This is a genomic window from Devosia lucknowensis, assembly GCF_900177655.1.
Lineage (GTDB): Bacteria > Pseudomonadota > Alphaproteobacteria > Rhizobiales > Devosiaceae > Devosia > Devosia lucknowensis.
The window spans coordinates 250913-276921 of record NZ_FXWK01000001.1 but is presented as its reverse complement, the minus strand read 5'-3'; the positions used below and the strand labels follow the sequence as shown (position 1 = coordinate 276921).

Sequence of the window (26009 nt, the reverse complement as noted above, 5' to 3'; positions counted from 1 at the left end):
ATGCGATACCTCCCCCATTCCGACCACGAACGCCAGGAAATGCTTGGCGTGATCGGTGCGACCGATATTGACGCGCTGTTTTCGGCCGTGCCCAAGTCCGCTCTCAACAATTTTGTGCTGGATTTACCGGCACATAGCCCGGAATTCCTGGTCGAAGCCCATATGCGGGCTCTGGCCGGCAAGAACCATGCGGCCGGTGACGGCCCGTTCTTCGTCGGCGCCGGTGCATACCGGCATCATATCCCGGCGACGGTGGACCATTTAATCCAGCGATCTGAATGGCTTACGGCCTATACGCCGTATCAGCCGGAGATTTCGCAGGGCACATTGCAGATGCTCTTCGAGTTCCAGACGCAGGTGGCCAAGATCACCGGAATGGATGTCGCCAACGCCTCGCTCTACGACGGCTCGACCGGCACAGCCGAGGCGGTGCTTATGGCTAGGCGCTTGACAAAGAAGAACAAAATCGTCCTTTCCGGCGGGCTGCACCCTCACTATCGCGACGTGGTGAAAGCCTATCTCAAGGACGATGCCAACCTGGTTTGCCTCTCGCCATCGCCTGAAGGCCAGGGAGACATTCTCGGCCAGATCGACGGCGACACCGCCGGCATTGTGATCCAAACACCTGATTTCTATGGTCATTTGCGCGACCTCCAGGCCGCTGCAGACGCCGCCCATGCCCAAGGTGCGCTGCTGATCGTCGTCATCACCGAGGTGGTGTCACTCGGCCTTCTCGAAGCACCCGGTGCATTGGGCGCCGATATCGTCGTTGCCGAAGGTCAATCCATTGGCAATGCACTGAATTTCGGTGGCCCCTACCTGGGCCTCATGGCGACGAAGAAGGAATTCATCCGCCAGATGCCGGGTCGCCTCTGCGGCGAGACGGTCGATGCCGACGGAAACCGCGGCTTCGTGCTGACGCTTTCGACCCGCGAACAGCACATTCGCCGTGAAAAGGCCACGTCGAATATCTGTACGAATTCAGGGCTTTGCGCCCTGGCGTTCTCCATCCACATGGCCCTGCTGGGCGAAGCCGGGTTCACGCGTCTCGCCCGCCTCAACCACGCCAACGCCATCAAGCTGGCCGATGCGCTGTCCGGCATTCCTGACGTCGAAGTTCTCAACGCAACCTTCTTCAACGAGATGACCATTCGCGTCAGCCAACCGGCCTCCGGCCTCGTCGAACGGCTCGCTAACCGTGGCATTCTTGCCGGCGTTCCTGCCAGCCGCCTGCAGCCGGGCGACAGTTCGGTTGAAAACCTGATCATTCTTGCGGCCACCGAGCTCACGACGGATGCAGATATTTCGGCCCTTGTCGCCGCCCTGACGGAGGAACTGGCATGAGCATGAACACCCAAGGCCGCCCCACTGGCGTCGGCTCGCTCGGCACATCCGCCTCCGGATCGGCCTTGCTGCCGGAAGAACCCCTGCTGTTCGAGATCGGCGATACGGAGCACTCGGGCGTCGACCTGCCTGAAGTCGAGATCGGCATGGCTAGGCTTGGTGGGTTCGGGCGCAAGAGCAAGCTCGACCTCGCCGGCCTCACCGAACCGGAGGCGATGCGCCACTATGTGCGCCTGTCGCGTCTTAACCACTCGATCGACAGCGGCATGTATCCCTTGGGATCGTGCACGATGAAGCACAATCCGCGCCTCAACGAGAAAATGGCCCGCCTGCCGGGCTTTTCCGACATCCATCCGCTGCAGCCGGTCGCGACCGTGCAAGGTGCGCTGGAACTGATGAACCAGCTCAGCCACTGGCTGATGACTCTCACCAATACGGCGGCCGTGGCCCTCTCGCCCAAGGCCGGCGCTCACGGTGAACTGCTGGGTATGATGGCGATCAAGGCCGCGCAGGAAGCCAAGGGAGAGGCACACCGCACCGTCGTGCTGGTGCCCGAGAGTGCCCACGGCACCAATCCGGCGACCGCAGCCTTCCTGGGCTACACGGTAAAACCGGTCCCCGCCAAGGACGATGGCACGGTCGACGTCCAGGCGGTCAAGGCAGCCCTATCGCCCGAAGTCGCCGCGATCATGCTCACCAATCCCAATACATGCGGCCTCTTCGAGCCTGACGTCATCGACATCGCCGAGGCCGTGCATGATGCCGGCGCCTTCTTTTATTGCGACGGCGCCAACTTCAACGCCATCATGGGCGTGGTGCGGCCCGGCGATCTCGGCATCGACGCGATGCACATCAACCTGCACAAGACCTTCTCGACGCCCCATGGCGGCGGTGGGCCGGGTGCAGGCCCGGTGGTGCTGTCTGCCGCCCTAGCCCCCTTCGCGCCTGTTCCGTTCGTCAGGAAGGCCTCTGGCGGCCTTGAGCTGGTCGAGCATGTCGAAGAGCAGGCCCTCGGGCGCGTCACGGCCTTTCACGGCCAGATGGGCATGTACGTCCGCGCCCTCACCTACATGCTGAGCCATGGCGGCGACGGGCTGGCCCGGGCTGCGAAGGATGCGGTGCTCAATGCCAATTACATCAAGGCGCGGTTGCAGCACCTGTTCTCGGTGCCGTTCCCGGATTATCCGACCATGCACGAGGCGCTGTTCGACGACAGTTTCCTTAAAGGCACCGGTGTCACCACGCTGGATTTCGCTAAGGCGATGATCGACGAGGGCTTCCACCCCATGACCATGTATTTCCCGCTGGTCGTGCACGGGGCGATGCTGATCGAGCCGACCGAAAGCGAGAGCAAGCAGACGCTGGACCGGTTCTGTAACGTGATGACAGAGCTGGCCCAGGATGCACGCTCGGGCAACACGGATCGCTTCACCGCGGCGCCGCTCAAGGCCCCACGCCGGCGTCTTGACGAAACGCGTGCCGCGCGTCAACCGGTCCTCCGATGGGAGCATCCGGCGGAACTTCCAAAGGCAGCAGAATAAGAAAAAGGCCCGGAGCGATCCGGGCCTCTTCATTATGATGGGCTGTTCGCCTCAAATCCCTCCACCGAAGGGATATGCCCTGCGGGACGGCTCTCAGCCCCTGGTGTCGAAGCCGACCCAGATGGTGATATTCTCACCGCCGAGATAGGGAATGGTGACGTTCTCGACCACCTTGACGAACTCGGCCGTCTGGCTCGGAGGCGTCAGCGCCACTGCGAGCGTGTATTTTTCGGAGAAGATGGCCTGGCCATCGCGTTCCACCGCAAAGCGGATCGGGGCATTGACCGTGCTCTGGCTTCCGGCTGGACCGAGCAGCACACGCCCCGTGACGCCCATGTTGACCGTGATCTGGCCGTTGGACACCACGCAGTTACGCGAGGTCTCGTCGATCACGCCCTGATACTGCAAGGCCTTGGCATCGCCGACCCGGCCGTTGCCGTAATAATACATGGCCTCGCCGCCGATGCGCACCTTGATGGGCGGACATTCAGTGGCGATGACCGGAAGGGCATTTGTCTGGGCCTGCGCCACGGCCTGCGGCGTAGCGGTCGCATTCTGCAGATTGGCACTGGCGGAGCTGCCGCTGCCGCCGCCAAACATCGAGCCCATCGAACATCCTGCTAGCAGCAGGGCAAGCGTACCGATTGCGGTAAGGCGGATAGTCGACGTCAGGGTGAAGGTCATGTCGCGATCTGCTCCTGGCGATTTACGCTGCGGCTTCGAGAGCCATCAATATGGCGGGGGCGCCGCTTGCGGTCACCCCAGGCGCATCCTCAACGAATACGGCATCGACGACACCATCCCGAATGATCAGGGCGGAGCGGGCAAACCGGCTGCCGAGCCCTGCCATGGTAAGATCCTTGGATATTCCCATCGCCTCGGCCAGTTCGCCGTTGCCGTCAGCAAGGAAATCGATGTCCTTGAGCGCATTCGACGCTTCGGCCCATGCCTTCATGACATGGTGGTCATTGGTCGCGGCGCAGACGATCCTGTCGACACCCGCAGCGCGCAGCTTGTCGGCATTCGCCAGAAAACCGGGCAAGTGATTGACATGGCATGTCGGCGTAAAGGCGCCGGGTACCGAGAACATCACAACGGTACCCTGCCCCAAGATGACATCGCTTGTCGTATCCTCGACGCCTGTCGCAGTCACGAGCTTGACCCCGACTGATGGGATCGGATTGCCGCGTTCAATCATTGTTGGAAATTGCCCCATGCCCAGCGGCTTGCCGCCTACTTCAAAACTCTCGTCACTGCGATAAGCGGCTTTTGCCATAGGCACAAGACCAGCGGCCTAGTGGCCAGAATCATTCGCCGCGACATCGCCGCCGGTTTCTATTGTCCGACTGACCTCATAGGCGCCCATTGGCGTCATGAAGGACAGTTCGACCTCCATTCCTTCGAGCGCACTATCGATGGTTTTGCCCACGATGGGAAGGACGACTAGATCGTCTTGAGGGCTTTTTTGCGGCGCACCAAACAGCGGCGCTTCAAGGTCGCCGGCGACGATGAGGCTGGCCGGATCCACCACACTTGGGTCGACTTCGACCACAATGGCAGCGCCGTCTTCGGCAATTCTCACGGCGCCGGCCGGCTCCGCACCCTGGTCCCAGGCAATAGGAACCTGGGCCATGGCCTGGCGGATGCGCAGCGCGTTGCCGCCATCCGCATCGCCATCAGATGCGGGGAGCGTAAGCCGAGCCTGAGCGGGAATGCAAATTTCGGAACAGATGCCCAGCGTTGCCGTCACGTCGACGATCCCGTGTGGATCGCCGACATCGAGCTCTATGGGCAGAATGGTGTGGCCATAATAGACGTAGTCGAGAACACCCTTGCCCGCTTCGCGCGTGGGCATCGGCCAGTGGATTTCATATCCGGAGATACCCACGGAGGACCCAAAGTCGAGATCGATGGGCAGGCCGGTTTCACCGGGCACCCGCCAATAGGTCTTGGTCGTATCGGGCATGTCGATCTCGAGCGCAAACAACGCGCTGCCTGCGGCATCGACCGTCCCTGAACTGATCAGTCTCAGCTGCACACCGGGCGCGAGCTCCTGCCAGGCAGTCTCGCCCGCATGGGCAGGGACGACCGTTGCGAACAGGCAGCAGATGACAAGACTCGAGACGCGCATGGCTTGGCATTAGCGCAGCAAAAGATGAACGGCCAGATAGCGCCGCTTCAGGCCTTCGTGATGGCATCGAGCCGCCATGCGCTTGGCATGGCGGCAAGCGGGCCTTACAATCCGCATATGAACACTCTCGAAGGACAATTCCTGGTTGCCATGCCGGATATGGAGGATGAACGCTTCGCCGAAAGTGTCATCCTCGTCGTCGGCCACGGCCCAGAAGGCGCGATGGGCCTTGTGGTCAACCACGAACTGGCGAACCTGCGCTTCTCCGACATTCTCGACGAGCTGGACCTCGGCGATCCCGATGCGGTCATTCGCCTGCCGGACAGTATCCGGGACCGAGCCGTTATGCGTGGCGGCCCGGTCGAAAAGGGTCGCGGCTTCGTTCTCCATTCCGGCGACTACCACAGCGGCAATACCTACCAGGTCACCGACGACATCGGCTTGACGGCAACACTCGATGTGCTCAAGGCCATGGCGTTCGGACCGGCGCCACGAGCGGCGCTCTTTGCACTCGGATGTTGCGGCTGGTCGCCCGGGCAGCTGGAAGAGGAAATCGGCGCCAATGGCTGGCTCACCATCCCCTTCGACCGCGGACTTCTGTTCGATGTGCCGGTCGAGCATCGCTACGACAGGGCTCTTGCCAGCCTTCACATCACGCGCGCGACGCTGAGCACCGAAGCTGGGCACGGCTAAGCACCGCGCCCGGCTGGGTCATTTGCCCATCTGCGCAGCCAGTTTTTTGCCCAGTTCCGGACCGACCATGGCGGCGCCGAATGCAAAGCCCTGGGCGTAGCGGCAATTGAGCTGACGCAGCCGTTCGATCTCGTCGAGGCTTTCGACACCCTCGGCAATCACCATCAGATCGAGGTCATTGGCCAGAGCCACGATCGACTTGATGATCGGGGCCTGCGTATGAGCGATGCCGGTATCGGTGCCCATGCGCACGAAAGGCGCGGGAATCTTGATTGTGTCGAACGGAAAGCGGTGCAGGTAGCTCAAAGACGAGTGGCCGGTGCCGAAATCGTCGAGAGCTAGCCCGAGGCCCATATTGCGCAGCGCCTCGAGCATGTAGGCCGAATGCTCGGGATTGGTCATCACCTGGCTTTCCGTGATCTCGAGCTTGAGATGACCGGCGAGTTCGCCATCCTGCGAGACGAGGCTGCGCATGTCGGCAAGCAGCGTTTCGCTCGCCAGCTGACTCGGCGACAGGTTCACTGAAATGAAGAACCCTTCCGGCAGACCGATGGTGGTCATCCAGTCGCGGGCCTGCGCCGTAGACTGTTCGAAAGCAAGGCGCCCGAGCTTCTCGATCTGGCCCGACCGTTCGGCCAAAGGCACGAATTCCTCGGGCGTAACCATACCCCGCGTCGGATGGTTCCAGCGCATAAGCGCTTCCGCCCCGGCGATCTGGCCCGATTGCAGGTCCATGACCGGCTGGAACTGCACATGCAGTTCGCCCTGTTTCAGGCCGCGCTCGAGATCTTCCTCGCTGGCCTTGTTGTAGGATGCGATGGAGCGAGCCGAAGCGCGGTAGGCTTCGATGCGATCGCCACCCAGACGCTTGGCGTAATACATCGCCAGTTCGGCATCGCGCAGCACGTCGGTCGCGGCGGATGGATTGCTGTCATAGATGGTGACGCCGATCGAGGCGGTCAGCACCAGGTCGCGATCGCCGAAATTGAACGGCGCCTTCAGCGCCTTGCGGATCTGCTCGGCGGTTTCGGCGATCTTGGCTGCCGCCTGTTCGGACGACAGGATGACGGCGAACTGATCGCCGGTGATGCGCGCGACCGTATCAAGCGGGCGCATGATGCGCGAAATCCGCCGCGAAATCGCCAGGAGGACGGAGTCGGCCGCGGAGTGGCCGATGCGCTCCTCGAGTTCCATGAAGCGGTCGATATCGATCAGGAACACGGCGGGCTTGGTGCCACCGGGCGTGCGCGCACGCACGAGAGCGCGTTCGAGCCGATCAAGGAAAAGTTGTCGGTTCGGTAACCCGGTCAGGCTGTCGTGGACGGCATCGTGAAGGAGACGCTCGCGGGAAGCGCGGTCCTCGGTCACGTCCTGCAGCGTACCGACGATGCGGTTGACCTGTCCATCGCCCCCCAGGACCGGTTTCACGCGCATGCGGAAGGTGCGGAAATTGCCGTCGTGACCGGCGACGCGCATATCGGCGGAAACCTTGCCGCGGCGCAGCTCGACCAGCGTGTCGAATGCGGTGCGGAACCGGTCGCGATCATCGGGGTGAACGCGGTCGAGCCAGCGCTTGATGGCGCCGCGCAGGGCGCCGCGCTTCTCGCCAAGACGCGTCGCAAGTTCGTCGCTGACGGTGACGCGATCGCGTTCGATGTTCCAGTCGAAGACAAAATCGCCGGAACCCGTCAGCGCGAGCGCGCGGCGCTCGACTTCACTCAACGTGCCTATGGAGACCTGACCTTCGGAAAAGGCATGCTGAACGGCCGTGAAGCCCAGCAGCATGACGATCAGGACGAGGCCGCCGCCGACCGCGGGTTGCGCGACGTCGTTGCTGACCTGACCCGAGATGACCAGCCAGGAATAGAAGAGCCAGGCGATGAGGATGATCCATGTGGGCACCATCAGCACTGCCCGATCGTATCCACGCAGGGCCAGCAGCAGAATGAGGAAGAAACCAGACACGCCCAGGAGAGCCAGAACGAGCCGCGCTATGGTTGCGGCAATGGCCGGCTGGAAGAATGCGAAGAGGAAGAGCGCCAGGAACAGTGCGGCAAGGCCAAGCGCCAGATGGATGAAGCGCAGGTGCCAGCGGTGGAGATTGAGATAGATGAACAGGAAGCCGGCGAGCGTCGTGGCTATGCCCGCCTCGGCGGCCGCTCGCCAGGGTTGCATGCCGCTCGCGGACAAGCCGAGAATTCGGCCGAGCAGACCGAAATCGATCAACAGATAGGCCAGAACCGCCCAGGCGAACGCAGCGGTGGCAGGGAAAACCCCGCGCCCCTTGACCACGAACATGATGGTCAGGAACACCGCAGCGAGAGACGCGACGCCAAGTACCACGCCGCGGAAGAGCGTGAAGGAATTGACGTAGTCGCGATAGGCACTGGGCTCCCAGAGATACAGCTCGGGCAGGCTGTCGGTGGCGAGCTCGGCGATGACGGTCATGGTGGCGCCCGGGTCGAGCGTCACTTCGAAAACGTCCGCCTCGGGATCAGCGAGACGCACCGGGCGGATGCCTGCGCTCGGCGTCACCGCCGAGATGCGGTTTTCCCCGAGATCGGGCTGGAAGACCCCTGAGCCTGGCAGCCTGAAGAACGGCGCCACAAGCAGTCGCTGCACCTGCTGGTCGCCGTTGTTGCGCAGCGCAATCAGCGCGAAATACGGATTGGTGCCGGCTTCGCTGGCGACGACCTCGATCCGGCGGATAATGCCGTCGGCATCCGGCGCGGTCGATAACTGAACACGGCCGTTTTGGCCTGCCACAACTTCCACGACGTCCGAGAGATTGACGGCGTTGACGTCCTCGGGAACGGAAATGACTTCGAAAGCCTGGCTGGGAGCAAGGCCGAACAGCGCGAACGCAAGAAAGATCGCGAATGCAAAAAAGTGACGCATCGGGGGCAGTTAAATCCTGCGCTAGGCTTCATTATGGCGGCAGTCCCGGAACACGCGCGCAGCCAGGACAAACCCTTGTCTTTCTTGATCCTCCAGCGGATGGCTAACTGGTACGGGAGATTGACGCTTGCGACAAGCACCGGGTCGTGTTGCCAACAGGCAACACACAAAGCAACCGTTCAGGCAACGCGGGAGCGCGGACTTAACCTGTTGAGCGACCACGTTTCCTGAGTGAGTCCCATCAGCACGTGATCCTCCCAGCGCCCGTTGATTTGCAAATAGCGCTGGGCATACCCCTCTTCCGCAAAGCCATTTTTCTCCAGAACACGGCGCGAAGGCGTGTTGGTGGGGATAAAGGCCGCGTGCACCCGATGCAGGTCGAGCGTGTCGAAGATGAACGGCAAAACCACGCCGACGGCTTCGGTCATAATCCCCTTGCCGGCATAATTCTGCCCCATCCAATAGCCGAGGTTGACGAATTGCGCAGCGCGGCGACGGATGTTGGAAAGCGTTATCCCGCCGACCAGCTGGTCCTGACCTTCCCGCTCCATAAAAATGAAGAACGTATAATCCGTTCCTTCTTCGGCCTCCTGGCGGGCCCGTCTCACCCGCAGGGCGAAGACACGGCGGGCCAGATCGAGTTCGGTCCAGCGTGGCTCGAATGGGCGCAGAAAGTCCTGGCTGGCGCGGCGCAGCGTGTACCAGGCCTCATAGTCGTGCATCTGCGGCAGACGCAAGACGACGTTCTGCCCCCTGAGGGTGACAAGAGGCGCCGGCGACGACCAGGGCCAGAACATGGTGTCAGCGCTTGAGCGTTTCGCCGATGCTTTCGACATCGGCGAGGCGGCTTATGGGACCGATCCCGGCCAGGGTCGGATTACCGGCGGTAAAAATCTGCTCAGCGACGTCCCGTACGCGCTGGGCGGTGATGCGATTGATACGCTCAACAGTTTCCTGCATGGGAATCGGCCGGCCCCAGAGGATCTGCTGGCGGGCAAGCTGTCCGGCACGTGCTGACGGACTTTCGAGCGACATCAGAAGGCCGGCCCTGATCTGGTTGCGGACACGCACCACTTCGTCATCGGTGATGGTTTCGGTGGCGCGGCGGAGCTCATCGAGCACCACCGGGACCAGTTCGCCCACTTCTTCTTCGCCCGTGGCGGCAGCAACGCCGAAAACGCCGCTATCGGCGAAGGCCCAATGGAACGAGTAGACCGAATAGCAAAGCCCGCGCTTTTCACGCACTTCCTGAAACAGGCGCGAACTCATGCCGCCGCCGAGGATGGAGGCGAGCACCTGCGCCGCATAAAAGCCATCGGAATTATAGGCGCGGCCCTCGAAGCCGAGAACGATATGGGCCTGCTCGTGATCGGAGATCAGCCGTTCCTGCCCGCCCTGATACTCTGCCCTTTGAGGCGCAGGGGCACCGTTGGGCGCGAGGTCTGCGTAGCGCTCACGCGCGACGCCTACCAGACTCTCATGATCGACATTGCCAGCGGCCGCGATGACCATGTGGTCGCCCACATAGTTGCGCCGCATGTATTTGCGGACTGTCTCGGGCGAGAAGGCGCGAACCGAATCCACGGTCCCCAGAATGGTGCGGCCGATCGGCTGAGTTGGGTATGCCGCTTCCTGAAACAGATCGAAGACATGGTCGTCGGGATTGTCCCGCGCCGCGCCGATCTCCTGCACGATCACCTGCTTTTCGCGCGACAGCTCATCGTCGTCGAATGTCGAATTCTGGAGAATGTCGGCGAGGATGTCGGCAGCCAGTACGACATCGTCCTTGAGAACACGGGCGAAATAGCCGGTGTGCTCGATAGAGGTCGCGGCATTGAGGTCGCCACCGACATTTTCGATGGCCTCGGCAATCTGCAGGGCCGTGCGGGTCTTGGTTCCCTTGAACGCCATGTGTTCGAGCAGGTGCGAAATGCCATGCTCGGCCTTGCGTTCGGAGCGTGCGCCCGCCTTGACCCAGACCCCCAGAGAGGCGCTTTCCAGATGCGGCATGTCGTCGGTGAGTACCACCATGCCGTTTTCCAGAGTCGTCGATTGTACGCTCACACTGGTCCTCCTGAACCGGCGGCCAGAATGACCGCAGTTCCTGATCTCGCTCAGGCGCGGCTGCGGGCCGCGATGAATTCTTCGATCTGGCGCTGGTCATTGGCCAGCACCGTAACGCGTTCGGGTCGTTCGTAAAGGTCAGACAACCAGGCGGGCAGTTCCGGCGTGATGCCGGAGGCTTCGGCCACCGCCGCCGGGAATTTGGCAGGATGGGCTGTCGCCAGCGTCACCATGGGCGTTCCGCCATGCGCAATGGTCCGCGCTACACCGACGCCGACGGCTGTGTGCGGATCGAGAAGGTAGGCAGAGTCCCTGCGGGTCCGGGAGATGACCTGCCGCGTCGCGGCCTCATCCGTTGTTCCAGCCGCAAAATCGCGGCGAATGGCGGCAATGGAGTTCTCGGGCAGATCGAAGCCACGCGACTGCTTGAGACCCGCCATCATGCGACCGACGGCACCCGCGTCCCTGCCCGCGCTCTCGAACAGCAGCCGTTCAAAGTTGGACGAGATCTGGATATCCATCGACGGACTGATCGTAGGTGCGACACCAGACATCTCGTAGCGGCCGGTATCGAGGGTGCGGCGCAAGATGTCGTTGGCGTTGGTGGCAATGACGAGCTTCTCGATCGGAAGACCCATCATCTTGGCGCAGTAGCCGGCGAAAATGTCACCGAAATTGCCGGTCGGCACAGTGAAACTGACCTTGCGGTGAGGTGCGCCGAGCGAAGCCGCCGACGTGAAATAATAGACGATCTGCGCGACGATCCGGCCCCAGTTGATCGAATTGACGCCACTGAGGCGGACGCGATCACGGAAGGCATGATTGTTGAACATGGCCTTCACGGCGTCCTGACAATCATCGAACGTGCCTTCGAGCGCGATGTTGTGCACATTGTCGTCGAGCACCGTCGTCATCTGCCGGCGCTGGACCTCGGACGTACGGCCGCGCGGATGCAGGATGAAGATGTCGGTCGTGTCGCGACCGCGGAATGCCTCGATCGCGGCAGAGCCGGTGTCTCCCGACGTCGCAGCGACGATGGTGGCCTTGAGACCGCGTTCGGCGAGAATGTGATCCATGATGCGGCTCAGGAACTGCATGGCCACGTCCTTGAACGCCAGCGTCGGCCCATGGAACAGCTCGAGCACGAAATGCCCTGGCTCGAGCTCAAGCAGCGGCGCCACCGATGGATGACGGAAGGTCGAATAGGCTTCTTCGATGATGCTCTTGAGCTTGTCCGCCGGGATTTCGTCGCCCGTGAAGCGCGAGATGATCGCATAGGCGACGTCCGCATAGGGCTTTCCGGCAAAGGCGGCGATTTCGGCAGCGCTGAGCTCGGGCCACGTGGCGGGAACGTAGAGACCACCGTCTGCGGCCAGACCGGCCAGAACTGCGTCGGAGAAGCCGAGCGTCGGCGCCTGGCCACGCGTAGAAACAAACTGCATCGGGGGGAAGAGCCCTTCTAGAATTGGTGCAACCTAGTCAAAGCCGGCGTGGCCCGCAAGGTTTGCGGTCATCACGGCGCTTTGGGCCCCTGGCGAGACTGGCGCCACATCCACGCGCCCAGCATGACCACCGCAACGACGGCAAAGCCGTACCAGGTCAGCGCATAGCCGAAGTGGTTGTTGGTGAAGCTGAGGACAGTTTCGCCACCCTGGGGGAGATCGCCCTGCCCGCCCGCCAAAAGGTCGACATAGAAAGGCGCGATCGGCGCCAATGACGGGTCGACCATCGAGGCCAGTCGCCCTGGGTCACGCACCCATTCGATGCGATCAGACATGTTGGCCTCGGGCACCATGAAGCCGGCGTGTTCACCCGGGCGGAAGAGGCCAACCACGGTAATGATGCCGGGATCGTCACCATGGAGATCGCCCATTGCAGCCTGTTCCTGCATCTCCTGCGGCACAAATCCCCGATTCACGAAAACCGTACCGCCATCCTGGAGCAAGAATGGCGTCACCACCCAGTAGCCGGGTCCGGAAAAGCGCCCGCGCGCATCAGCAAGGCTGGTGAAAACAGTCACAGTTTGCGTGTACCGGTAGGCGCCAGTGAGCGTGACGGGCTGGAAATTCCACTCATCGAGATCGAGGCTCGGCCAGGTTGCAGCCGCCGGCGCCGGGACGGGTTCTCCGGCCAGACGCTGTTCGACCGCGCCCATCAAGGCTTCCTTTTCGGCAAGCCGGGCCATTTGCCAGTTGCCGAGGAATACGCAGGTCACGGCAAGGATAAGCATCAGGGCGGCGAATACCCAATCGGTCCAACGCAAACCGCGTTTTGCCTCAACAACCTTGCTCATCCGGTTCTCCAACAAAAAGGGGCGCAGCCGTGCCGCGCCCCCTCCGAATTTTCTTCTCGAGGCTTAGTGGCTCAGCGCCACGCCCCAGCTGCCCCAGACATAGACCGAGGCAAACAGGAACAGCCAGACCACGTCCACGAAGTGCCAGTACCAGGCGGCGAATTCGAAACCCAGGTGGCGCTCGGGCGTGAATTGGCCGGCATAGACACGCGCCAGACACACGGCCAGGAAGATGGTGCCGATCAGCACGTGGAAACCATGGAAGCCGGTCGCCATGAAGAATGTGGCGCCATAGAGGTTGCCCGAGAAGGCGAAGCCGGCATGGGTGTATTCGATGTACTGAACGAACGAGAACAGCACGCCAAGGGCCACAGTGAGCCAAAGGCCATACTTGAGGCCGTTACGGTCGCCTTCGAGCAGCGCGTGGTGCGCCCAGGTCACTGTCGTGCCCGACGTCAGCAGGATCAGCGTGTTGAACAGCGGCAGGTGGAATGGGTCGAACAGCTCGACTCCGGCCGGCGGCCAATGCCCGCCGGTGAAGGCAACGCGAGCATACTGCTCGATATCGTCGCCGCGGAAGAAGCCGTCGAAATAGGCCCAGAACCAGGCGACGAAGAACATCACTTCGGATGCGATGAACAGCATCATGCCGTAGCGATGGTGCATCTGCACGACCGGCGTATGGCTGACGCCGTCATTGGCTTCCTTCACCACGTCTGCCCACCAGGCGTAGAAGACGTAGAGCACGCCGGCCAGGCCGATGAAGAACGGGAACGGCGTCCAGTCATGCATCCAGCAGACGGCACCGATCATCATGACCAGTACGGCCACCGACATCCAGAACGGCCAGGGGCTCGGTTCCACCATGTGGTAGTCGTGGTTCTTTTCAATGGCGGCGGACATGTTCAGCTTCCCTCACTGTCTGAAGCGTAGAAGGTATAAGAGAGAGTGATCTCTTTGATAGTATTGAGTTCGTGGTTATCGGCGAGATCGGGATCGACGAAGAACACGATTGGCATCTCGACGGTCTCGCCGGGCTGCAACGTCTGCTCGGTGAAGCAGAAGCATTCGATCTTGTTGAAGTACAAGCCGGCCTTCTCGGGAACGACGTTGAATATGGCCTGCCCGGTAACGGGCTTATCCGAGTGGTTGGTGGCGATGTAATTCACGGTGTCGACACGGCCGATCTGGTCTGTGATGGGCGCTGCCGGCTTGACCGTCCAATCCAGAGCGGGATCGATATTAACGTCGAAGCGCACCTTCATTTCCCGGGCGATGACGCCCTTGGGATTGTCGGTTGCGACCTGCGTCGTTCCCCCAAAGCCGGTGACCTGGCAGAACAGTTGATAGAGCGGTACGGACGCGAATGCCAGACCAACCATGCCAAGAGCCAGGCCGCCGAGAATGGTCGCGGTGCGCTTGTTGCTGCGACCGTTGTTCATTGGCAGAGTTGGGGACGTGGTATCGGCCATCAGAGTGACCTGTCGAACAGTGCCGGGCCCATTTTCACCAGGGTCAGCACATAGAACGTGATGGCGAAAAGAGCGAGGGCAGCGGCAAGCGCGATCGAGCGGCGGCGACGCTGCTTGCGAAACGCGGCATCCTGTTCTTCGGTCATGCCGTTGGGTACCAGCTTGGCACCATTGGGTTCAGTCATGGTCAGAGCACTCCCAGGCGCATGGCAAGGAAATCGACAAACAGCGCCAGGAACAACACGAACAAATAGCTCAGCGAGAAGGTGAACACGGTCCGCGCCGTACGGCGCATGGAAACGGAATCCGGCGCGCGCAGCAGGCGCAGGCACAGCCAGATGAAACTTGCCCCGCTCACCAGGGCCACCACGCCGTAAATCCAGCTGGAAAAGCCCAGCATGTTCGGCAGCAGGCTCGCGACTGCGAGGGCGATCGAATAGGCGAAGATCTGGCGGCGGGTGGAGCGTTCGCCGGCGACATTGGGCATCATCGGGACGCCGGCAGCGCCGTAGTCACCCTGCTTGTAGAGGGCCAGGGCCCAGAAGTGCGGCGGGGTCCAGAGAAAGATGATCAGGAAGAGCGCGAAGCTTTCCCAACTCAGCGTGCCCGTCACGGCGGCCCAGCCCACCATGGGCGGGAAAGCGCCGGCCGCGCCACCGATAACGATGTTCTGCGGCGTCGAGCGCTTGAGCCACATCGTATAGACAACGACATAGAAGAAGATGGTGAAGGCCAGGAAGCCGCCGGCGACCCAGTTGGTGGCTAGGCCAAGCAGCGTGACCGAGAAGATCGACAGCACCAGCCCGAAAGCCAGAGCCTCGTTTCGGGCCATGCGGCCCGCGGGAATGGGCCGGTTTTGGGTGCGGCTCATGATGGCGTCGATATCGCTATCGTACCACATGTTGAGTGCGCCGGAGGCGCCAGCGCCGATAGCGATGCAGACGATGGCGATCAAGCCGATGAACGGATTGATGCCGTCAGGCGCGACGAGCATGCCGACAAGGGCGACGAAGACGACCAGCGACATGACGCGCGGCTTCAGCAGCGCGAGGTAGTCCTCGACGCGCGCACCGCCGGCATAAGCGGACACTTCCCTGCTGTCGTCAACAAAAGCCAATAGTCAGTCCTTTCAGAGACGGACCGCGCCATGGCGCGGTCCGCTGTTTTCAGGGTGGACGCGCTTAGTGCGCGTCCTTGGAGTCGATCTTGGGCAGCGTCGAGAACTGGTGGAACGGCGGAGGCGAGCTCAAGGTCCATTCCAGCGTGGTCGCACCATCGCCCCACGGATTGTCACCGGCAGGACGCTTCTTACGGCTGGCTTCCCAGGTGGCGTAGAAGAAGATCAGCATGGCAACGAAGGTCACGTAGTAACCGATCGACGACACACGGTTCCAGAGCGCGAAGGCATCCGGGTAGTCGATGTAGCGACGCGGCATGCCGGCGAGGCCGAGGAAGTGCTGCGGGAAGAAGATCAGGTTCACGCCGACGAACATGACCCAGAAGTGCAGCTTGCCCAGGAACTCGTTGTACATGTAGCCGAACATCTTGGGGTACCAGTAGTACCAGCCGGCGAAGATAGAGAACACGGCACCGAGCGAGAGCACATAGTGGAAGTGTGCCACGACGTAATAGGTGTCGTGCAGTGCACGGTCCGCACCGGCATTGGCCAGGACGACACCGGTCACACCACCCACGGTGAACAGGAAGATGAAGCCGATCGCCCAAAGCATGGGAATGCGGAAGGTGATGGAGCCGCCCCACATGGTCGCGATCCAGGAGAAGATCTTCACGCCCGTCGGCACCGCGATGACCATGGTGGCCGCCACGAAGTAGCGCTGAACGTCGAGGCTGAGGCCCGTGGTGTACATGTGGTGCGCCCACACGACGAAGCCAACAAAGCCGATGGCCACCATGGCGTAGGCCATTGCCATATAGCCGAAGACCGGCTTGCGCGAGAAGGTCGCCACGATGTGGGAGATAATGCCGAAGCCCGGCAGGATCATGATGTACACTTCGGGATGGCCGAAGAACCAGAACAGATGCTGGTAGAGGACCGGATCGCCGCCGCCTTCAGGATTGAAGAAGGTGGTGCCGAAGTTGCGGTCGGTCAGCATCATGGTGATGGCGCCAGCCAGAACCGGCAGAGCGAGCAGCAGCAGGAATGCGGTGACCAGCACAGACCAGGCGAACAGCGGCATTTTGTGCAGCGTCATGCCCGGAGCGCGCATGTTGAGGATGGTGGTGATGAGGTTGATGGCACCCAGGATCGAGCTGACGCCAGCGACGTGCAGCGAGAAGATCACGAAGTCGGTGGCCGGACCCGGATGGCCGGTCGTCGAAAGCGGCGGATACGCGGTCCAACCGCCACCGAAGCCAAGCGCACCGGCAGGGCCTTCGAAGAACATCGAAAGGATGGTCAGCAGCAGGGCCGGCGGCAGCAGCCAGAAGGCGACGTTGTTAATACGCGGGAAGGCCGTATCGGGCGCGCCAACCATCAGCGGAGCGAAGTAGTTGGCAAACCCGCCCATGGTCGCAGGCATGACGGTGAAGAACACCATGATCAGCGCGTGTGCGGAGACGAACACGTTGAACATGTGCTTGCCGCCGTCGAGCGCAGCATCGCCCTCGAGGCCGTAGGCCATGGCTGCGAGGCCGTGGAAAATCTGGATACCCGGCTCCTGCAACTCGAGGCGCATGGCGCCGGACAGCAGGCCGCCGATAACACCGGCGACGATCGAGAACACCAGGTACATGATCCCGATGTCTTTGTGATTGGTCGAATACACCCAGCGGCGCCAGCCTGTCGGCGTGTGGTGATGGTCGTGGCTGGCGTGATCGTGCCCGGTGGCGTGGGCTTCGAGGTTTGCAGTGCTTGCCATTTGGTTTTCCTCTTACCCTTGTCTTACAGCGGCGGCAGCACGGCGGCTGCAGTCGCGTAGTCACGGCTTTCTTCGAAGGCAGCTATAAAGGCCGCATATTCATCGGCAGTCACGACGCGCACGCCGATCGGCATGAAGGCGTGATCCTTGCCGCACAGTTCCGAGCACTGGCCGTAGTAGATGCCGGTCTCGCGGGCGTTGAACCAGGTTTCGTTGAGGCGGCCGGGAACGGCGTCGACCTTGATGCCGAAGGACGGCACCGCGAAGGCGTGGATCACGCCGGTCGGGCTTGCAGTGATCTGCATGCGCACGGTGGTGTTGACCGGAACGACGAGCTCGTTGTTCACGGCCAGGAGGCGCGGCTGACCGGGCTTCAATTCGGCGATTTCAGCTTCGGACAGGATATTGGAGTCGAATGCCAGGCCCTGGTCCACATATTCGTAGTTCCAGTACCACTGCTCGCCCGAAGCCTTGACCGTGACGGTGGCTTCCGGAACGTCGACTTCGCCGAGCGAGAAGATGTTTGCACCCAGATACTTGCGCTCACCATCAGGCACGGTCATCTGGTCCGAGAGAACGCCGAACGACGGAATGGCAATGACGACCAGCACCAGCACCGGCACGACGGTCCAGATCACCTCGATCATGGTGTTGTGGGTGAAGCGCGCCGGGACCGGATTGGACTTGGCATTGAAGCGGACCGCGATGATGACGAGCAACACCAGCACGAACAGCACGATCAGCGAAATCGTCCACATCAGGATGCCGTCGTGGAAGGCCACGATGGAGTCCATGATCGGGGTCACTGATTCCTGAAGATGGAACTGACCTGGCTCGGGATGCCCTCGACCCACAGCGCCGATCTCCTGGGCCGTTGCCATTGCCGGCACCAGCGCCAGTGCGGCCGCCGAAACGGCGCCCATCTTCCTAAAGAACTGCCCGGTCACCATATACCCCCTATCGACATGTTCTGGCGGCTTGCACCGAAGCAGACGGGGACTTTCAGCGGCATAGCTAACGCCGCCCCGACTCAACTTCGGAGCGTAAAACTCGGTTTTGACCTAAATCACATTGCAATGCCCGAGTCTATTGCAGGCTTGGCGCAGCCCACTGCGGCAAATTGGTGCCCAAAGCCGGATTTTACGCCTCACCGCCGCCGCAGTTTGGCAGGAAAAGTGGCCGGAAATCCGGGCTTTGGTTGACATGCCCGGACACGTATCGGAAACAGGCCGGACCTTCGCGCAATGCGCCGATTCGGCAGGAGCAAAGATAGAAGTGATGGTCTGGGCAAAACGGCTTGGTGTGCTTGCTGCGATTGGTTTGAGCCTGGCGGCAGGCCATGCGGTCGCGCAAGGCACCGTGCGCGCCGAGTATGGCGACTGGCAGATGAGCTGCGACACGCCGCCCGGTGCCAGTTCCGAGCAATGCGCCATCATCCAGAATGTTCTCGCCGAGGACCAGCCCAATGTCGGGCTATCGGTCATCGTCCTGCGCACGGCTGACCGCGAAGCGCGGCTGCTGCGGGTCCTGGCCCCGCTCGGCGTGCTGCTTCCCAACGGGCTCGGCCTCAATGTCGACGGCACCGATCTGGGGCGCGTCGCCTTTGTCCGGTGCTTGCCCAACGGCTGTATCGCCGAGGTCGAACTGGACGATGAGATCATCAAGGTCCTGTCCGAGGGCACGGACGCAATCTTCGTGGTCTTCAAGACACCCGAAGAAGGCGTCGGCATTCCCGTTTCGCTCGATGGTTTTGCAGAAGGCTTCGCCGCCCTTCCCTGAGACGCGGAGGCGTTCCGATGACGGCCGATCACCGTAGCGCACAGCGGCATCGCACGCTCAAAGGCGGCCACATCGTCGTCAACGATGGCTTCTCCACGTTCGACTGTACAATCCGAAACATGTCCGACACCGGGGCCAAGCTGCTGGTGGCCAGTTCAGTCGGCATTCCCGATCGTTTTGCGCTTGCCATGCAGGATGGCCGCAACTTCGCCTGTGAAGTCGCGTGGCGCACCGAAAACGAAATCGGCGTGCGTTTCCTTGCCCGATGAAAAGTGCCGGACACGTGCGATGCACGGTCCGGCAAGTTGGTCAGGAAACGGGACCGGCGGCAAAACCGGCCCGGGAGATGGGACGCTCACCGGCAAAAGTGTTCGACCCAACGCATGAGGCAGCCGCATCACTGCGGCCGCAATAGGTTCAACCGCGGGCGTTGCGAGCCCGGGCAGCGTGCAGCACCATGCCCGGCGTGCGCCCGTCGCGGGCAGCCATGGCATCCAAGACATCTTCGGGAGTGATGCCGAGGTCGCGCAGCCTTGCCTGGTCGAGCTGGAGCAGGTTCTGCATCGCGGCACGACGAGCACGGTTGGTCTTAGCTCGAGTGAACCAGGCAAAGAGGGCACGAATTGGATTGACGTGCGAGCCAGCCGCGACCGACCGCTCGCCGGGAAGCGAGAGAGCCATTTCAAGTCTCCAAGGTCACAAGGAAGCCGCCGGAAGGGAGGACCGGCGGCGTGAGACCGATACGTCTTTGTATCGACGATCAAGAGATACGCCGCTGGACTTCCATTCGTCCAACAAATAGATTTCATCCCGATGATCAATTTGGGTGATGCAACATGACCGCCCCCCTCGACCTCGATCAACTTCAAAGTTTTTGCGCCATCGCCGACTGCGGCAGCTTCACCGAAGCTGCGCGTCGCGTGAACAAGACGCAGTCCGCCGTGTCCATGCAGATCAAGCGACTGGAGGAGCGGCTGGGGCACGTGTTGCTCGCGCGAGACGGACGCAGTGTCAGCCTGACCCATCACGGCGAGGTGCTTTACGAGCGAGCGCGCAAGATGCTGCGCACGAATGCGGAAATCCTCGATCATTTCAACGACGGAGACCTCGCTGGTTCCATCCGCTTCGGCGTCCCCGACGACTATGCGGTGCGCCTGCTCCCAGTCATCCTGTCAAGCTTCCAGCGCACTCATCCCAGAATCGCGGTGGATGTCGCCTGCATGGCTTCAGAGCAGCTGCTCGAGGGGATGAAGGCCGGACGATACGACCTCATCGTCTTCACGCAGGGTACCGACCATAGTTTCGGAGAACTCTTCCGCACCGAGAAGATGTTCTGGGTTGCCAGCCATGGTGGCCGCGCGCTGGCAAGCGAGCCACTGGCAATCGCCTGTGGTCCCAATTGCTGCATCTGGCGCAAGGATGCCATGGATCAACTGGAGCGCACGGGCCTCGATTATCGCGTGGCCTATACGTCTTCGAATGCGACGGCGATTTCCTCTGCGGTGCTGTCCGATCTGGCCGTCGGTTTCCTGCCTGAAAGCGCCCTGCAACCAGGCATGCGCGTGATCGGCGAGGAGTATGGCCTGCCCCGGCTGGCGGACGCGCAGATTGCCCTCATGCGGTCCAGTCACGCCTATGGCGGCATCTATGATGCGCTGGCCAATCACATTGTTCAGTCCATGGGCAATCTTGAGCAGGTTCATCATGGGGAGACAGCCGAGGCTGCCGAGTAGACTTGACCCTGAACGGGCTTTGGCGCACCAGAGGGCTTCGTTTCGACGCGTTTCCTGAACGCGAAACCGTTGCCACTTTTGCTGGAAACGCTGCATGTCCCAAGTCCTGACCAATGCCGCAGAATTCACCGTCTCCGAAATCGCGCAGGCGGTCAAAAGGACGGTGGAAGACGAATTCGGGCATGTCCGGGTGCGTGGCGAAATCTCCGGATTTCGCGGCCAGCATTCGTCGGGCCACGCTTACTTCACACTCAAGGACGACGCCGCGTCCATTGATGCCGTGGTGTGGAAGGGGAGCTATGCGCGCCTCGCCTTCAAGCCCGAGGAAGGGCTGGAAGTCATAGCAACGGGGCGGCTGACCACATTCCCCCGGTCCTCGAAATACCAGATCGTCATCGAAAATATCGAACCGGCCGGTGCGGGCGCGCTGATGGCGCTGCTGGAAGAGCGCCGCAAGAAGCTTCTGGCCGAGGGGCTGTTCGCCCGCGAGCGCAAGCGCGCCCTGCCCTACCTTCCGCGCGTCATTGGCGTCATCACGTCGCCGACCGGCGCCGTGATCCGCGATATCCTGCATCGTCTGGATGACCGGTTTCCCAGTCACGTGCTGGTCTGGCCCGTGCGCGTCCAGGGTGAGACTTGTGCGCCAGAAGTCGTCAACGCCATTGAGGGTTTCAACGCCTTTGGTCACGACAGCCAGATTCCCCGGCCGGATTTGCTGATCGTGGCCCGCGGCGGCGGCTCGATCGAGGATCTCTGGGGGTTCAACGAAGAAGCTGTGGTGCGTGCGGTGGCGGCTTCCGGGATACCGGTGATTTCGGCCGTGGGCCATGAAACGGACACCACGCTGATCGACTATGCCAGTGACATGCGAGCGCCGACACCAACGGCGGCGGCCGAGGCGGCGGTTCCGGTTCGTGCGGAGCTCATCGCCTATGTCGACGACCAGGGCGCCCGCCAGAGACAGGCCGCCCGGCGCAGTCTTGCCAGCCTCAAGGACAGGCTTCGCGCGGCGCAGGCCGGTTTGCCGCGAGCCGGAGACCTCGTTTCCACCCAGCGGCAGCGGCTGGACATGGCCTCGAGCCATCTGACCACCGGCCTGCGCCACCTTGTCCAGACCCGGCGCGTGGCGTTCTCCAATGTCTCCGCCGCAGTCCATCCTCGACTGATCCGCCAGCGGCACGTCGAATTGTCGGACCGTCTGGGCAATCTGCAGCGGCATGCACGGTCAGGTCTGTCGAAGACTGTCGAGCGTGCGCGACTGCGGCTCGATCCATCCGCGCGGCAGTTGCCGAGCGCGGCGGCGACGGCCATGGAGCGCAAGCAGGCTGCGATCGCGCGCCTCGCCCCCCGCTTGTCACCACAGCCGCTGCGTATCGAATTGCGCCACGCCCAGACGGCGGTGGTTGCACTGAACCAACGCCTTTACCAGGCAGCCGGGCAGCTCACCGTCGGACGTCGGCAGCATTTCGCGCAACTGGTCAAACTTCTGGAAACCCTGAGCTACAGAAATGTGCTGGCGCGGGGCTACGCACTGGTGCAGGACCAGACCGGCAATGTGGTGACTAGCCGCGACGAGACAAACCCCGGTGACGCACTCAAGCTGACCTTCGCCGATGGTGAAGTGGGTGTAACCGTCGGAGGTGCTCCGGCAGCGCGGCGCAAGCCGGCGCGCAGCGGCCCGGATGAAGGGTCGCAGGAAAGTCTCTTTTGATGCGCAATGGCTGGCGCTAAGATGCGCCGGAGAGGCAAAGGATTGATGGCATGAACATTTTCGACAAGGGATTTGCCCCCGCCGAAGCGACGCTGCGCTATCTGGACGGCGACTATGTGGTGCTCAAGCCGGGCAGTTTCGTGAGATGCGCCATTACCGGCAAGCCGATCCCGCTGGATGAACTCTTTTACTGGAGCGTCGATCGGCAGGAACCCTATGTCGATGCAGTGGCCGCCAATACCGCTCTCGAACGATTTGGCCGGGGCAACTAAGGGTGACCAAGGCGGCGTCGCGTCAGCGCTTCCTGATCATCTCCAACGGACACGGCGAAGATGCCATTGCGGCCCAGCTGATCGCGCGGCTGCCGTCGGGCGTGTCGGCCGAGGCCTATCCCATGATTGGCAGCGGCAAGGCCTATGACGGCATCTGCCCTGTTGTGGGACCGCGCGCGACGCTTGCCTCGGAAGGCTGGCGCAACGTCAAGGGCTCCCTGCGACGGGACATCGTCAATGGCGGGTTGCGCACGGTTCCGCCGGCGCTGCGATTCCTGCGCTCGATCCGGGGACGGTACGACCGGACAATCGTGGTTGGAGACATGGTCGGCGTTCTCGCTTGCCTCGCGACCGGCAATCGCGACGTCGTTTACCTCGACGTCTACAAGACCGGCGCTGCGCGGCTCTATTCGCGGCTGGAGCGCGAGGCCATCGCTCGCACCTGCTCGCTGGTCTTCTGTCGGGCCCCAAACCTGGCAACCGTCCTGACACAGGCCGGGGTCAATGCGCACGCTGCCGGCAACCTGATGATGGATACCATTCCGCGGGGCGACTATGACGCCGCATCGCGGCGCACGCGACCGCTCGCCGTGACCCTGCTGCCGGGGAGCCGCGCCCTTACAGGCGAGAGCTTCGCCTTGCAGGTTGCGGCGCTGCGACGTGTTCCGGAGCTTCTGCGACCCGACGTTTTCATGGCTGTCGCCGGTAGCGTCGGCGTGGAAGACCTGGCGCGCAGCGCTGGCCTGGCGCGCGTGCCGTTGCTGAGCAGCGAACCTGACGACCTGGGTACGCTCAGTGGCGAAGGCATCACCATCCACATGGCGCGGGGTCGAGCCATGGGCAACCTTCTCGATCAGTCTGATATCGTGCTGAGCCAGGCCGGGACAGCCAGCATCCAGTCCCTCGGCCTGGGCAAGCCCGTCATCACCTTCGCCAATCCCCGTGACCGGCGTTCGCGCTTCGAGGACGAGCAGAAGCTGTTCGGCGCGGCAAGGGTGGTGGTGGATGCGGAAATCGGAAATGTCGCAATGGCGCTGGGCGATCTGCTCAGCGATCCCGCGGAGCGAGCGCGACTGGGCGCAATCGGGCGCGAGCGGATCGGCGGCCCGGGCGCCCTCAGCGCCATTCTGTCGGCGCTGGGGCTTGAGCAGAAGGCTTACTGACCGGCGTTCTGCGGGTCGAGGAGACGGTGCAGGTGGACGATGAAATAGCGCGTCTGTGCGCTGTCCACGGTCTGCTGCGCCTTGGCGCGCCAGACTTTCTCGGCGGCAGCGTAGTTGGGATAGATGCCGACAATGTCGACCTGATCGAGATCGGCAAAGGTGACGCCCTCGAGGCTCGAAAGTTCGCCGCCGATTACCAGGTGCAGCAGTTGCTTGTCGGTTTTGTCAGCCATCGGTCAGTCCCGCGTTAGAGGCAAATCTGTTTGTGTTCGCGCACCAGCATCGGGCATGGCTGCATCCTCGACCGGAGGGCAACCATAGACCTTTATCAGGGCGGCGTGCACCTGGGGTTTTAGGCTCATGTCCGCCAGCGCCGCAAGCGCCCCGTGGCGCACATCTCGTTTGTTTAATTGGGGGAACCCGGTGCAGACGTCAGCGAAGTCCATGCCGCACTCGGCAAGAATGACCGCAGCTCCAGCGATGTCCCAATCCTGCGCGCCACGGCGGGCGACGGCGGCGTCGAGGCGGCCGGTGGCCACCTGCACCAGACGATAGGCGAGCGATGGATAGGCCGGTCCGCGGGTATAGTCGAGGCCCGCGGCCTGCAGCTCCTGGTGGACGGCTCCCGGTGCGGGGATGAGCGGCGCCGCGCCGGCGCGACGGGTTCGCTGCAGGGGCCGGCCATTGAATCGTGCGCCGCCGCCCTTATAGGCGTCATACATTTCGTCGCGCGCCGGGGCATAGACGACGCCCGCGACCGGTACGCCGTTTTCGACCACGGCAAGCGACACGGTCCAGTAGTCCTCGCCGCGCAGGAACGCCCTCGTGCCGTCGATGGGATCGACGACAAAGACGCGCTCGCAGTCGAGACGGCTGGGATTATCGACAGTTTCCTCGCTGAGCCAGCCGTAGTCAGGCCGCGCCTGCAGGAGATTGGCCGCCAGGAAGCGATCGACGACGATGTCGGCCTCGCTCACTGGCGATGCGTTGTCCTTGGTCCAGCTCTTGATATCGCGCCGGAAGTAGCTGGCCGCAATGATGCCGGCTGCCACCGCAGTGGTGCGGAGCAGTTCCAGATCATCGTCGTAAGGTGGAGCAAAGGCCGGCATGGTGCGGGCCTTTTAGGCCTCGCGCCGGCTTTGGACAAGGGCGACGCCGTGGGGCGCAAAAATGGCAAGGTAAACGCGGCTGCAAGCGACGCGGTTAACCGGGTCTGACTAGGTGCAATACCCTGCTAACCCTCCGGGAAAACAACATAAACTTAACCGAACCGATTAAGGGGGCGGGTAAGCGGGTGGGGTAAGTTGGCCTCATAAACGGAGCGCAAAAAACAGCTCTCGAAGTTACAGGAAGGCATCAAAAATGGTTCATGGCGTTGCGATGGAAGGTTTGTCAGTCGTTCTGGCCTTCGGCCGCCCGGCCCTAGCCGAGCGTCGCTTCATGGCGGCGAACGACAATGGCCCCAAGGATCCGGTCAAGACCGTGACGGTCCGCAAGCAGCTCGAGCAGAGCGGCGTTGCCGTGAAGATCAAGGTGCCGGTTACCGAATATATCGGCGTGGCCGTGGCGACCTCGATCTCCGAGGACGGCATGCTCACCAGCTCGATCGAACTGGTCCATTCCGATAGTGAATTGAATTACAAGGTGTTTGAGGAAGAGGGCAACCACAGCGTCGTGGCCGAATGGCAGAACTGGGGCAAGAAGCTGCGGCTGCCGCTGTTCATCAAGGCCGGCGACGGCGCCTACATGCCCTATGGCCAGCAGGTCGATGGCGTGATGTTCGGCGGTGCCGCGCCGCGCCGCAAACTGGCCGCCGATGCCTCGCGCCGTCCGCGTTTCCTCAATCGCCGCAAGCCCGGCCAGGACCTCGCCAACTAGTTCAAGCTGCCTCCAAAGCAAGCGGAAAGGGTCGACCAGTGGTGCGGTCGGCCCTTTCGCTTCTTATCGGCAAAACCACGATGTTTCGCAGCAGGAACCGCGATTATCCTGCTTTTTTCATAGCGTCAGGCGGCCATCGGTTAGCAGACTGCTAACAT

27 protein-coding genes are annotated in these 26009 nt (G+C 62.3%); 10 read left to right on the top strand and 17 right to left on the bottom strand.

What is annotated here, in order from left to right:
• Positions 1–1344, top strand: a complete 1344-nt coding sequence (gene gcvPA, locus CCK88_RS01345) for an aminomethyl-transferring glycine dehydrogenase subunit GcvPA (protein ID WP_086468756.1) — start codon at positions 1–3, stop codon at positions 1342–1344.
• Positions 1341–2885 carry an aminomethyl-transferring glycine dehydrogenase subunit GcvPB gene (gene gcvPB, locus CCK88_RS01340; protein WP_086468755.1) on the top strand — a complete coding sequence of 515 codons (1545 nt, stop codon included), beginning with the start codon at positions 1341–1343 and terminating at the stop codon, positions 2883–2885. The genes gcvPA and gcvPB overlap by 4 nt, the downstream gene beginning before the upstream one ends.
• 93 nt (positions 2886–2978) lie before the next feature.
• On the opposite strand, the gene CCK88_RS01335 is transcribed toward gcvPB, so the two are convergent.
• From CCK88_RS01335 to CCK88_RS01325, 3 genes are read right to left on the bottom strand one after another with little or no spacing between them, the layout of a single operon-like run.
• A complete protein-coding gene (locus CCK88_RS01335; protein ID WP_140048847.1) occupies positions 2979–3569 on the bottom strand; it encodes a hypothetical protein in 591 nt (196 codons plus the stop codon).
• A 22-nt stretch (positions 3570–3591) separates the two neighbouring features.
• Positions 3592–4161, bottom strand: coding sequence for a peroxiredoxin (locus CCK88_RS01330; protein WP_244557405.1), 570 nt, complete (start codon positions 4159–4161; stop codon positions 3592–3594).
• Between the two features lie 18 nt (positions 4162–4179).
• On the bottom strand, positions 4180–5016 hold the full coding sequence (locus tag CCK88_RS01325) for a protein-disulfide reductase DsbD domain-containing protein (protein ID WP_086468752.1): 837 nt from the start codon (positions 5014–5016) through the stop codon (positions 4180–4182).
• 87 nt (positions 5017–5103) lie between these two features.
• Between CCK88_RS01325 and CCK88_RS01320 the strand changes: the two genes are divergently transcribed.
• Complete coding sequence (locus CCK88_RS01320; RefSeq protein WP_244557488.1) at positions 5104–5709, top strand: YqgE/AlgH family protein; 606 nt, start codon at positions 5104–5106, stop codon at positions 5707–5709.
• Positions 5710–5727: 18 nt separating this feature from the next.
• Here CCK88_RS01320 and CCK88_RS01315 read toward each other — a convergent pair whose 3' ends face one another.
• The 11 genes from CCK88_RS01315 to coxB form a co-directional block, all read right to left on the bottom strand.
• Positions 5728–8607 (bottom strand): EAL domain-containing protein, encoded by a 2880-nt coding sequence (locus CCK88_RS01315; protein ID WP_086468751.1) that lies wholly within the window; start codon positions 8605–8607, stop codon positions 5728–5730.
• A 179-nt stretch (positions 8608–8786) separates the two neighbouring features.
• Positions 8787–9404 (bottom strand): GNAT family N-acetyltransferase, encoded by a 618-nt coding sequence (locus CCK88_RS01310; protein ID WP_086468750.1) that lies wholly within the window; start codon positions 9402–9404, stop codon positions 8787–8789.
• A 4-nt stretch (positions 9405–9408) separates the two neighbouring features.
• Positions 9409–10671: a M16 family metallopeptidase gene (locus tag CCK88_RS01305; protein ID WP_086468749.1), complete on the bottom strand. Its 1263-nt coding sequence runs from the start codon at positions 10669–10671 to the stop codon at positions 9409–9411.
• Between the two features lie 50 nt (positions 10672–10721).
• A complete protein-coding gene (gene thrC, locus CCK88_RS01300; protein WP_086468748.1) occupies positions 10722–12113 on the bottom strand; it encodes a threonine synthase in 1392 nt (463 codons plus the stop codon).
• Positions 12114–12184: 71 nt separating this feature from the next.
• A complete protein-coding gene (locus CCK88_RS01295; protein ID WP_086468747.1) occupies positions 12185–12964 on the bottom strand; it encodes an SURF1 family protein in 780 nt (259 codons plus the stop codon).
• 63 nt (positions 12965–13027) lie between these two features.
• Entirely contained in the window at positions 13028–13867 is an 840-nt protein-coding gene (locus tag CCK88_RS01290) for a cytochrome c oxidase subunit 3 (protein ID WP_086468746.1), read from the bottom strand.
• 2 nt (positions 13868–13869) lie between these two features.
• Positions 13870–14436, bottom strand: a complete 567-nt coding sequence (locus tag CCK88_RS01285; protein ID WP_244557404.1) for a cytochrome c oxidase assembly protein — start codon at positions 14434–14436, stop codon at positions 13870–13872.
• Positions 14436–14621, bottom strand: coding sequence for a hypothetical protein (locus CCK88_RS01280; RefSeq protein WP_086468744.1), 186 nt, complete (start codon positions 14619–14621; stop codon positions 14436–14438). The genes CCK88_RS01285 and CCK88_RS01280 overlap by 1 nt, the downstream gene beginning before the upstream one ends.
• Positions 14622–14623: 2 nt before the next feature.
• A complete protein-coding gene (locus CCK88_RS01275) occupies positions 14624–15553 on the bottom strand; it encodes a heme o synthase (RefSeq protein WP_086468743.1) in 930 nt (309 codons plus the stop codon).
• 64 nt (positions 15554–15617) lie between these two features.
• Positions 15618–17315, bottom strand: coding sequence for a cytochrome c oxidase subunit I (ctaD, locus tag CCK88_RS01270; protein ID WP_086468742.1), 1698 nt, complete (start codon positions 17313–17315; stop codon positions 15618–15620).
• 23 nt (positions 17316–17338) lie between these two features.
• Entirely contained in the window at positions 17339–18265 is a 927-nt protein-coding gene (coxB, locus tag CCK88_RS01265; RefSeq protein ID WP_086468741.1) for a cytochrome c oxidase subunit II, read from the bottom strand.
• A 328-nt stretch (positions 18266–18593) separates the two neighbouring features.
• Between coxB and CCK88_RS01260 the strand changes: the two genes are divergently transcribed.
• Entirely contained in the window at positions 18594–19094 is a 501-nt protein-coding gene (locus CCK88_RS01260; RefSeq protein ID WP_086468740.1) for an invasion associated locus B family protein, read from the top strand.
• A 17-nt stretch (positions 19095–19111) separates the two neighbouring features.
• A complete protein-coding gene (locus tag CCK88_RS01255; protein WP_086468739.1) occupies positions 19112–19363 on the top strand; it encodes a PilZ domain-containing protein in 252 nt (83 codons plus the stop codon).
• 148 nt (positions 19364–19511) lie between these two features.
• Here CCK88_RS01255 and CCK88_RS01250 read toward each other — a convergent pair whose 3' ends face one another.
• Positions 19512–19775 carry a DUF1127 domain-containing protein gene (locus tag CCK88_RS01250; protein ID WP_086468738.1) on the bottom strand — a complete coding sequence of 88 codons (264 nt, stop codon included), beginning with the start codon at positions 19773–19775 and terminating at the stop codon, positions 19512–19514.
• A gap of 155 nt (positions 19776–19930) precedes the next feature.
• Here CCK88_RS01250 and CCK88_RS01245 point away from each other — a divergent pair, with 155 nt between their 5' ends.
• From CCK88_RS01245 to CCK88_RS01230, 4 genes are all read left to right on the top strand, one after another.
• The gene (locus CCK88_RS01245; protein WP_086468737.1) at positions 19931–20827 is read left to right on the top strand and encodes a LysR family transcriptional regulator; all 897 of its coding nucleotides are present in this window, start codon (positions 19931–19933) and stop codon (positions 20825–20827) included.
• Positions 20828–20921: 94 nt separating this feature from the next.
• Complete coding sequence (gene xseA, locus CCK88_RS01240) at positions 20922–22538, top strand: exodeoxyribonuclease VII large subunit (protein WP_086468736.1); 1617 nt, start codon at positions 20922–20924, stop codon at positions 22536–22538.
• 50 nt (positions 22539–22588) lie between these two features.
• Positions 22589–22810, top strand: coding sequence for a DUF2093 domain-containing protein (locus CCK88_RS01235; protein WP_086468735.1), 222 nt, complete (start codon positions 22589–22591; stop codon positions 22808–22810).
• Between the two features lie 2 nt (positions 22811–22812).
• Complete coding sequence (locus tag CCK88_RS01230) at positions 22813–23973, top strand: glycosyltransferase family protein (RefSeq protein WP_086468734.1); 1161 nt, start codon at positions 22813–22815, stop codon at positions 23971–23973.
• Here CCK88_RS01230 and CCK88_RS01225 read toward each other — a convergent pair.
• Entirely contained in the window at positions 23967–24206 is a 240-nt protein-coding gene (locus tag CCK88_RS01225; protein ID WP_086468733.1) for a DUF4170 domain-containing protein, read from the bottom strand. The two genes, CCK88_RS01230 and CCK88_RS01225, sit on opposite strands and share 7 nt — an antisense overlap.
• Positions 24207–24209: 3 nt before the next feature.
• Positions 24210–25082 (bottom strand): 3'(2'),5'-bisphosphate nucleotidase CysQ, encoded by an 873-nt coding sequence (locus CCK88_RS01220; RefSeq protein ID WP_086468732.1) that lies wholly within the window; start codon positions 25080–25082, stop codon positions 24210–24212.
• Positions 25083–25335: 253 nt separating this feature from the next.
• On the opposite strand from CCK88_RS01220, the gene CCK88_RS01215 reads away from it, so the two are divergent.
• Complete coding sequence (locus tag CCK88_RS01215) at positions 25336–25851, top strand: DUF6101 family protein (protein WP_086468731.1); 516 nt, start codon at positions 25336–25338, stop codon at positions 25849–25851.
• Positions 25852–26009: the final 158 nt, after the last annotated feature.

Excerpts from the sequence above, each read along its gene's own strand:
- gcvPA (WP_086468756.1), top strand. The coding sequence starts at position 1 with ATGCGATACCTCCCCCATTCCGACCACGAACGCCAGGAAATGCTTGGC.
- gcvPB (WP_086468755.1), top strand. The coding sequence starts at position 1,341 with ATGAGCATGAACACCCAAGGCCGCCCCACTGGCGTCGGCTCGCTCGGC.
- CCK88_RS01335 (WP_140048847.1), bottom strand. The coding sequence starts at position 3,569 with ATGACCTTCACCCTGACGTCGACTATCCGCCTTACCGCAATCGGTACG.
- CCK88_RS01330 (WP_244557405.1), bottom strand. The coding sequence starts at position 4,161 with ATGGCAAAAGCCGCTTATCGCAGTGACGAGAGTTTTGAAGTAGGCGGC.
- CCK88_RS01325 (WP_086468752.1), bottom strand. The coding sequence starts at position 5,016 with ATGCGCGTCTCGAGTCTTGTCATCTGCTGCCTGTTCGCAACGGTCGTC.
- CCK88_RS01320 (WP_244557488.1), top strand. The coding sequence starts at position 5,104 with ATGGCGGCAAGCGGGCCTTACAATCCGCATATGAACACTCTCGAAGGA.
- CCK88_RS01315 (WP_086468751.1), bottom strand. The coding sequence starts at position 8,607 with ATGCGTCACTTTTTTGCATTCGCGATCTTTCTTGCGTTCGCGCTGTTC.
- CCK88_RS01310 (WP_086468750.1), bottom strand. The coding sequence starts at position 9,404 with ATGTTCTGGCCCTGGTCGTCGCCGGCGCCTCTTGTCACCCTCAGGGGG.
- thrC (WP_086468748.1), bottom strand. The coding sequence starts at position 12,113 with ATGCAGTTTGTTTCTACGCGTGGCCAGGCGCCGACGCTCGGCTTCTCC.
- CCK88_RS01295 (WP_086468747.1), bottom strand. The coding sequence starts at position 12,964 with ATGAGCAAGGTTGTTGAGGCAAAACGCGGTTTGCGTTGGACCGATTGG.
- CCK88_RS01290 (WP_086468746.1), bottom strand. The coding sequence starts at position 13,867 with ATGTCCGCCGCCATTGAAAAGAACCACGACTACCACATGGTGGAACCG.
- CCK88_RS01285 (WP_244557404.1), bottom strand. The coding sequence starts at position 14,436 with ATGGCCGATACCACGTCCCCAACTCTGCCAATGAACAACGGTCGCAGC.
- CCK88_RS01280 (WP_086468744.1), bottom strand. The coding sequence starts at position 14,621 with ATGACTGAACCCAATGGTGCCAAGCTGGTACCCAACGGCATGACCGAA.
- ctaD (WP_086468742.1), bottom strand. The coding sequence starts at position 17,315 with ATGGCAAGCACTGCAAACCTCGAAGCCCACGCCACCGGGCACGATCAC.
- coxB (WP_086468741.1), bottom strand. The coding sequence starts at position 18,265 with ATGGTGACCGGGCAGTTCTTTAGGAAGATGGGCGCCGTTTCGGCGGCC.
- CCK88_RS01260 (WP_086468740.1), top strand. The coding sequence starts at position 18,594 with ATGGTCTGGGCAAAACGGCTTGGTGTGCTTGCTGCGATTGGTTTGAGC.
- CCK88_RS01255 (WP_086468739.1), top strand. The coding sequence starts at position 19,112 with ATGACGGCCGATCACCGTAGCGCACAGCGGCATCGCACGCTCAAAGGC.
- CCK88_RS01250 (WP_086468738.1), bottom strand. The coding sequence starts at position 19,775 with ATGGCTCTCTCGCTTCCCGGCGAGCGGTCGGTCGCGGCTGGCTCGCAC.
- CCK88_RS01245 (WP_086468737.1), top strand. The coding sequence starts at position 19,931 with ATGACCGCCCCCCTCGACCTCGATCAACTTCAAAGTTTTTGCGCCATC.
- xseA (WP_086468736.1), top strand. The coding sequence starts at position 20,922 with ATGTCCCAAGTCCTGACCAATGCCGCAGAATTCACCGTCTCCGAAATC.
- CCK88_RS01235 (WP_086468735.1), top strand. The coding sequence starts at position 22,589 with ATGAACATTTTCGACAAGGGATTTGCCCCCGCCGAAGCGACGCTGCGC.
- CCK88_RS01225 (WP_086468733.1), bottom strand. The coding sequence starts at position 24,206 with ATGGCTGACAAAACCGACAAGCAACTGCTGCACCTGGTAATCGGCGGC.
- CCK88_RS01220 (WP_086468732.1), bottom strand. The coding sequence starts at position 25,082 with ATGCCGGCCTTTGCTCCACCTTACGACGATGATCTGGAACTGCTCCGC.
- CCK88_RS01215 (WP_086468731.1), top strand. The coding sequence starts at position 25,336 with ATGGTTCATGGCGTTGCGATGGAAGGTTTGTCAGTCGTTCTGGCCTTC.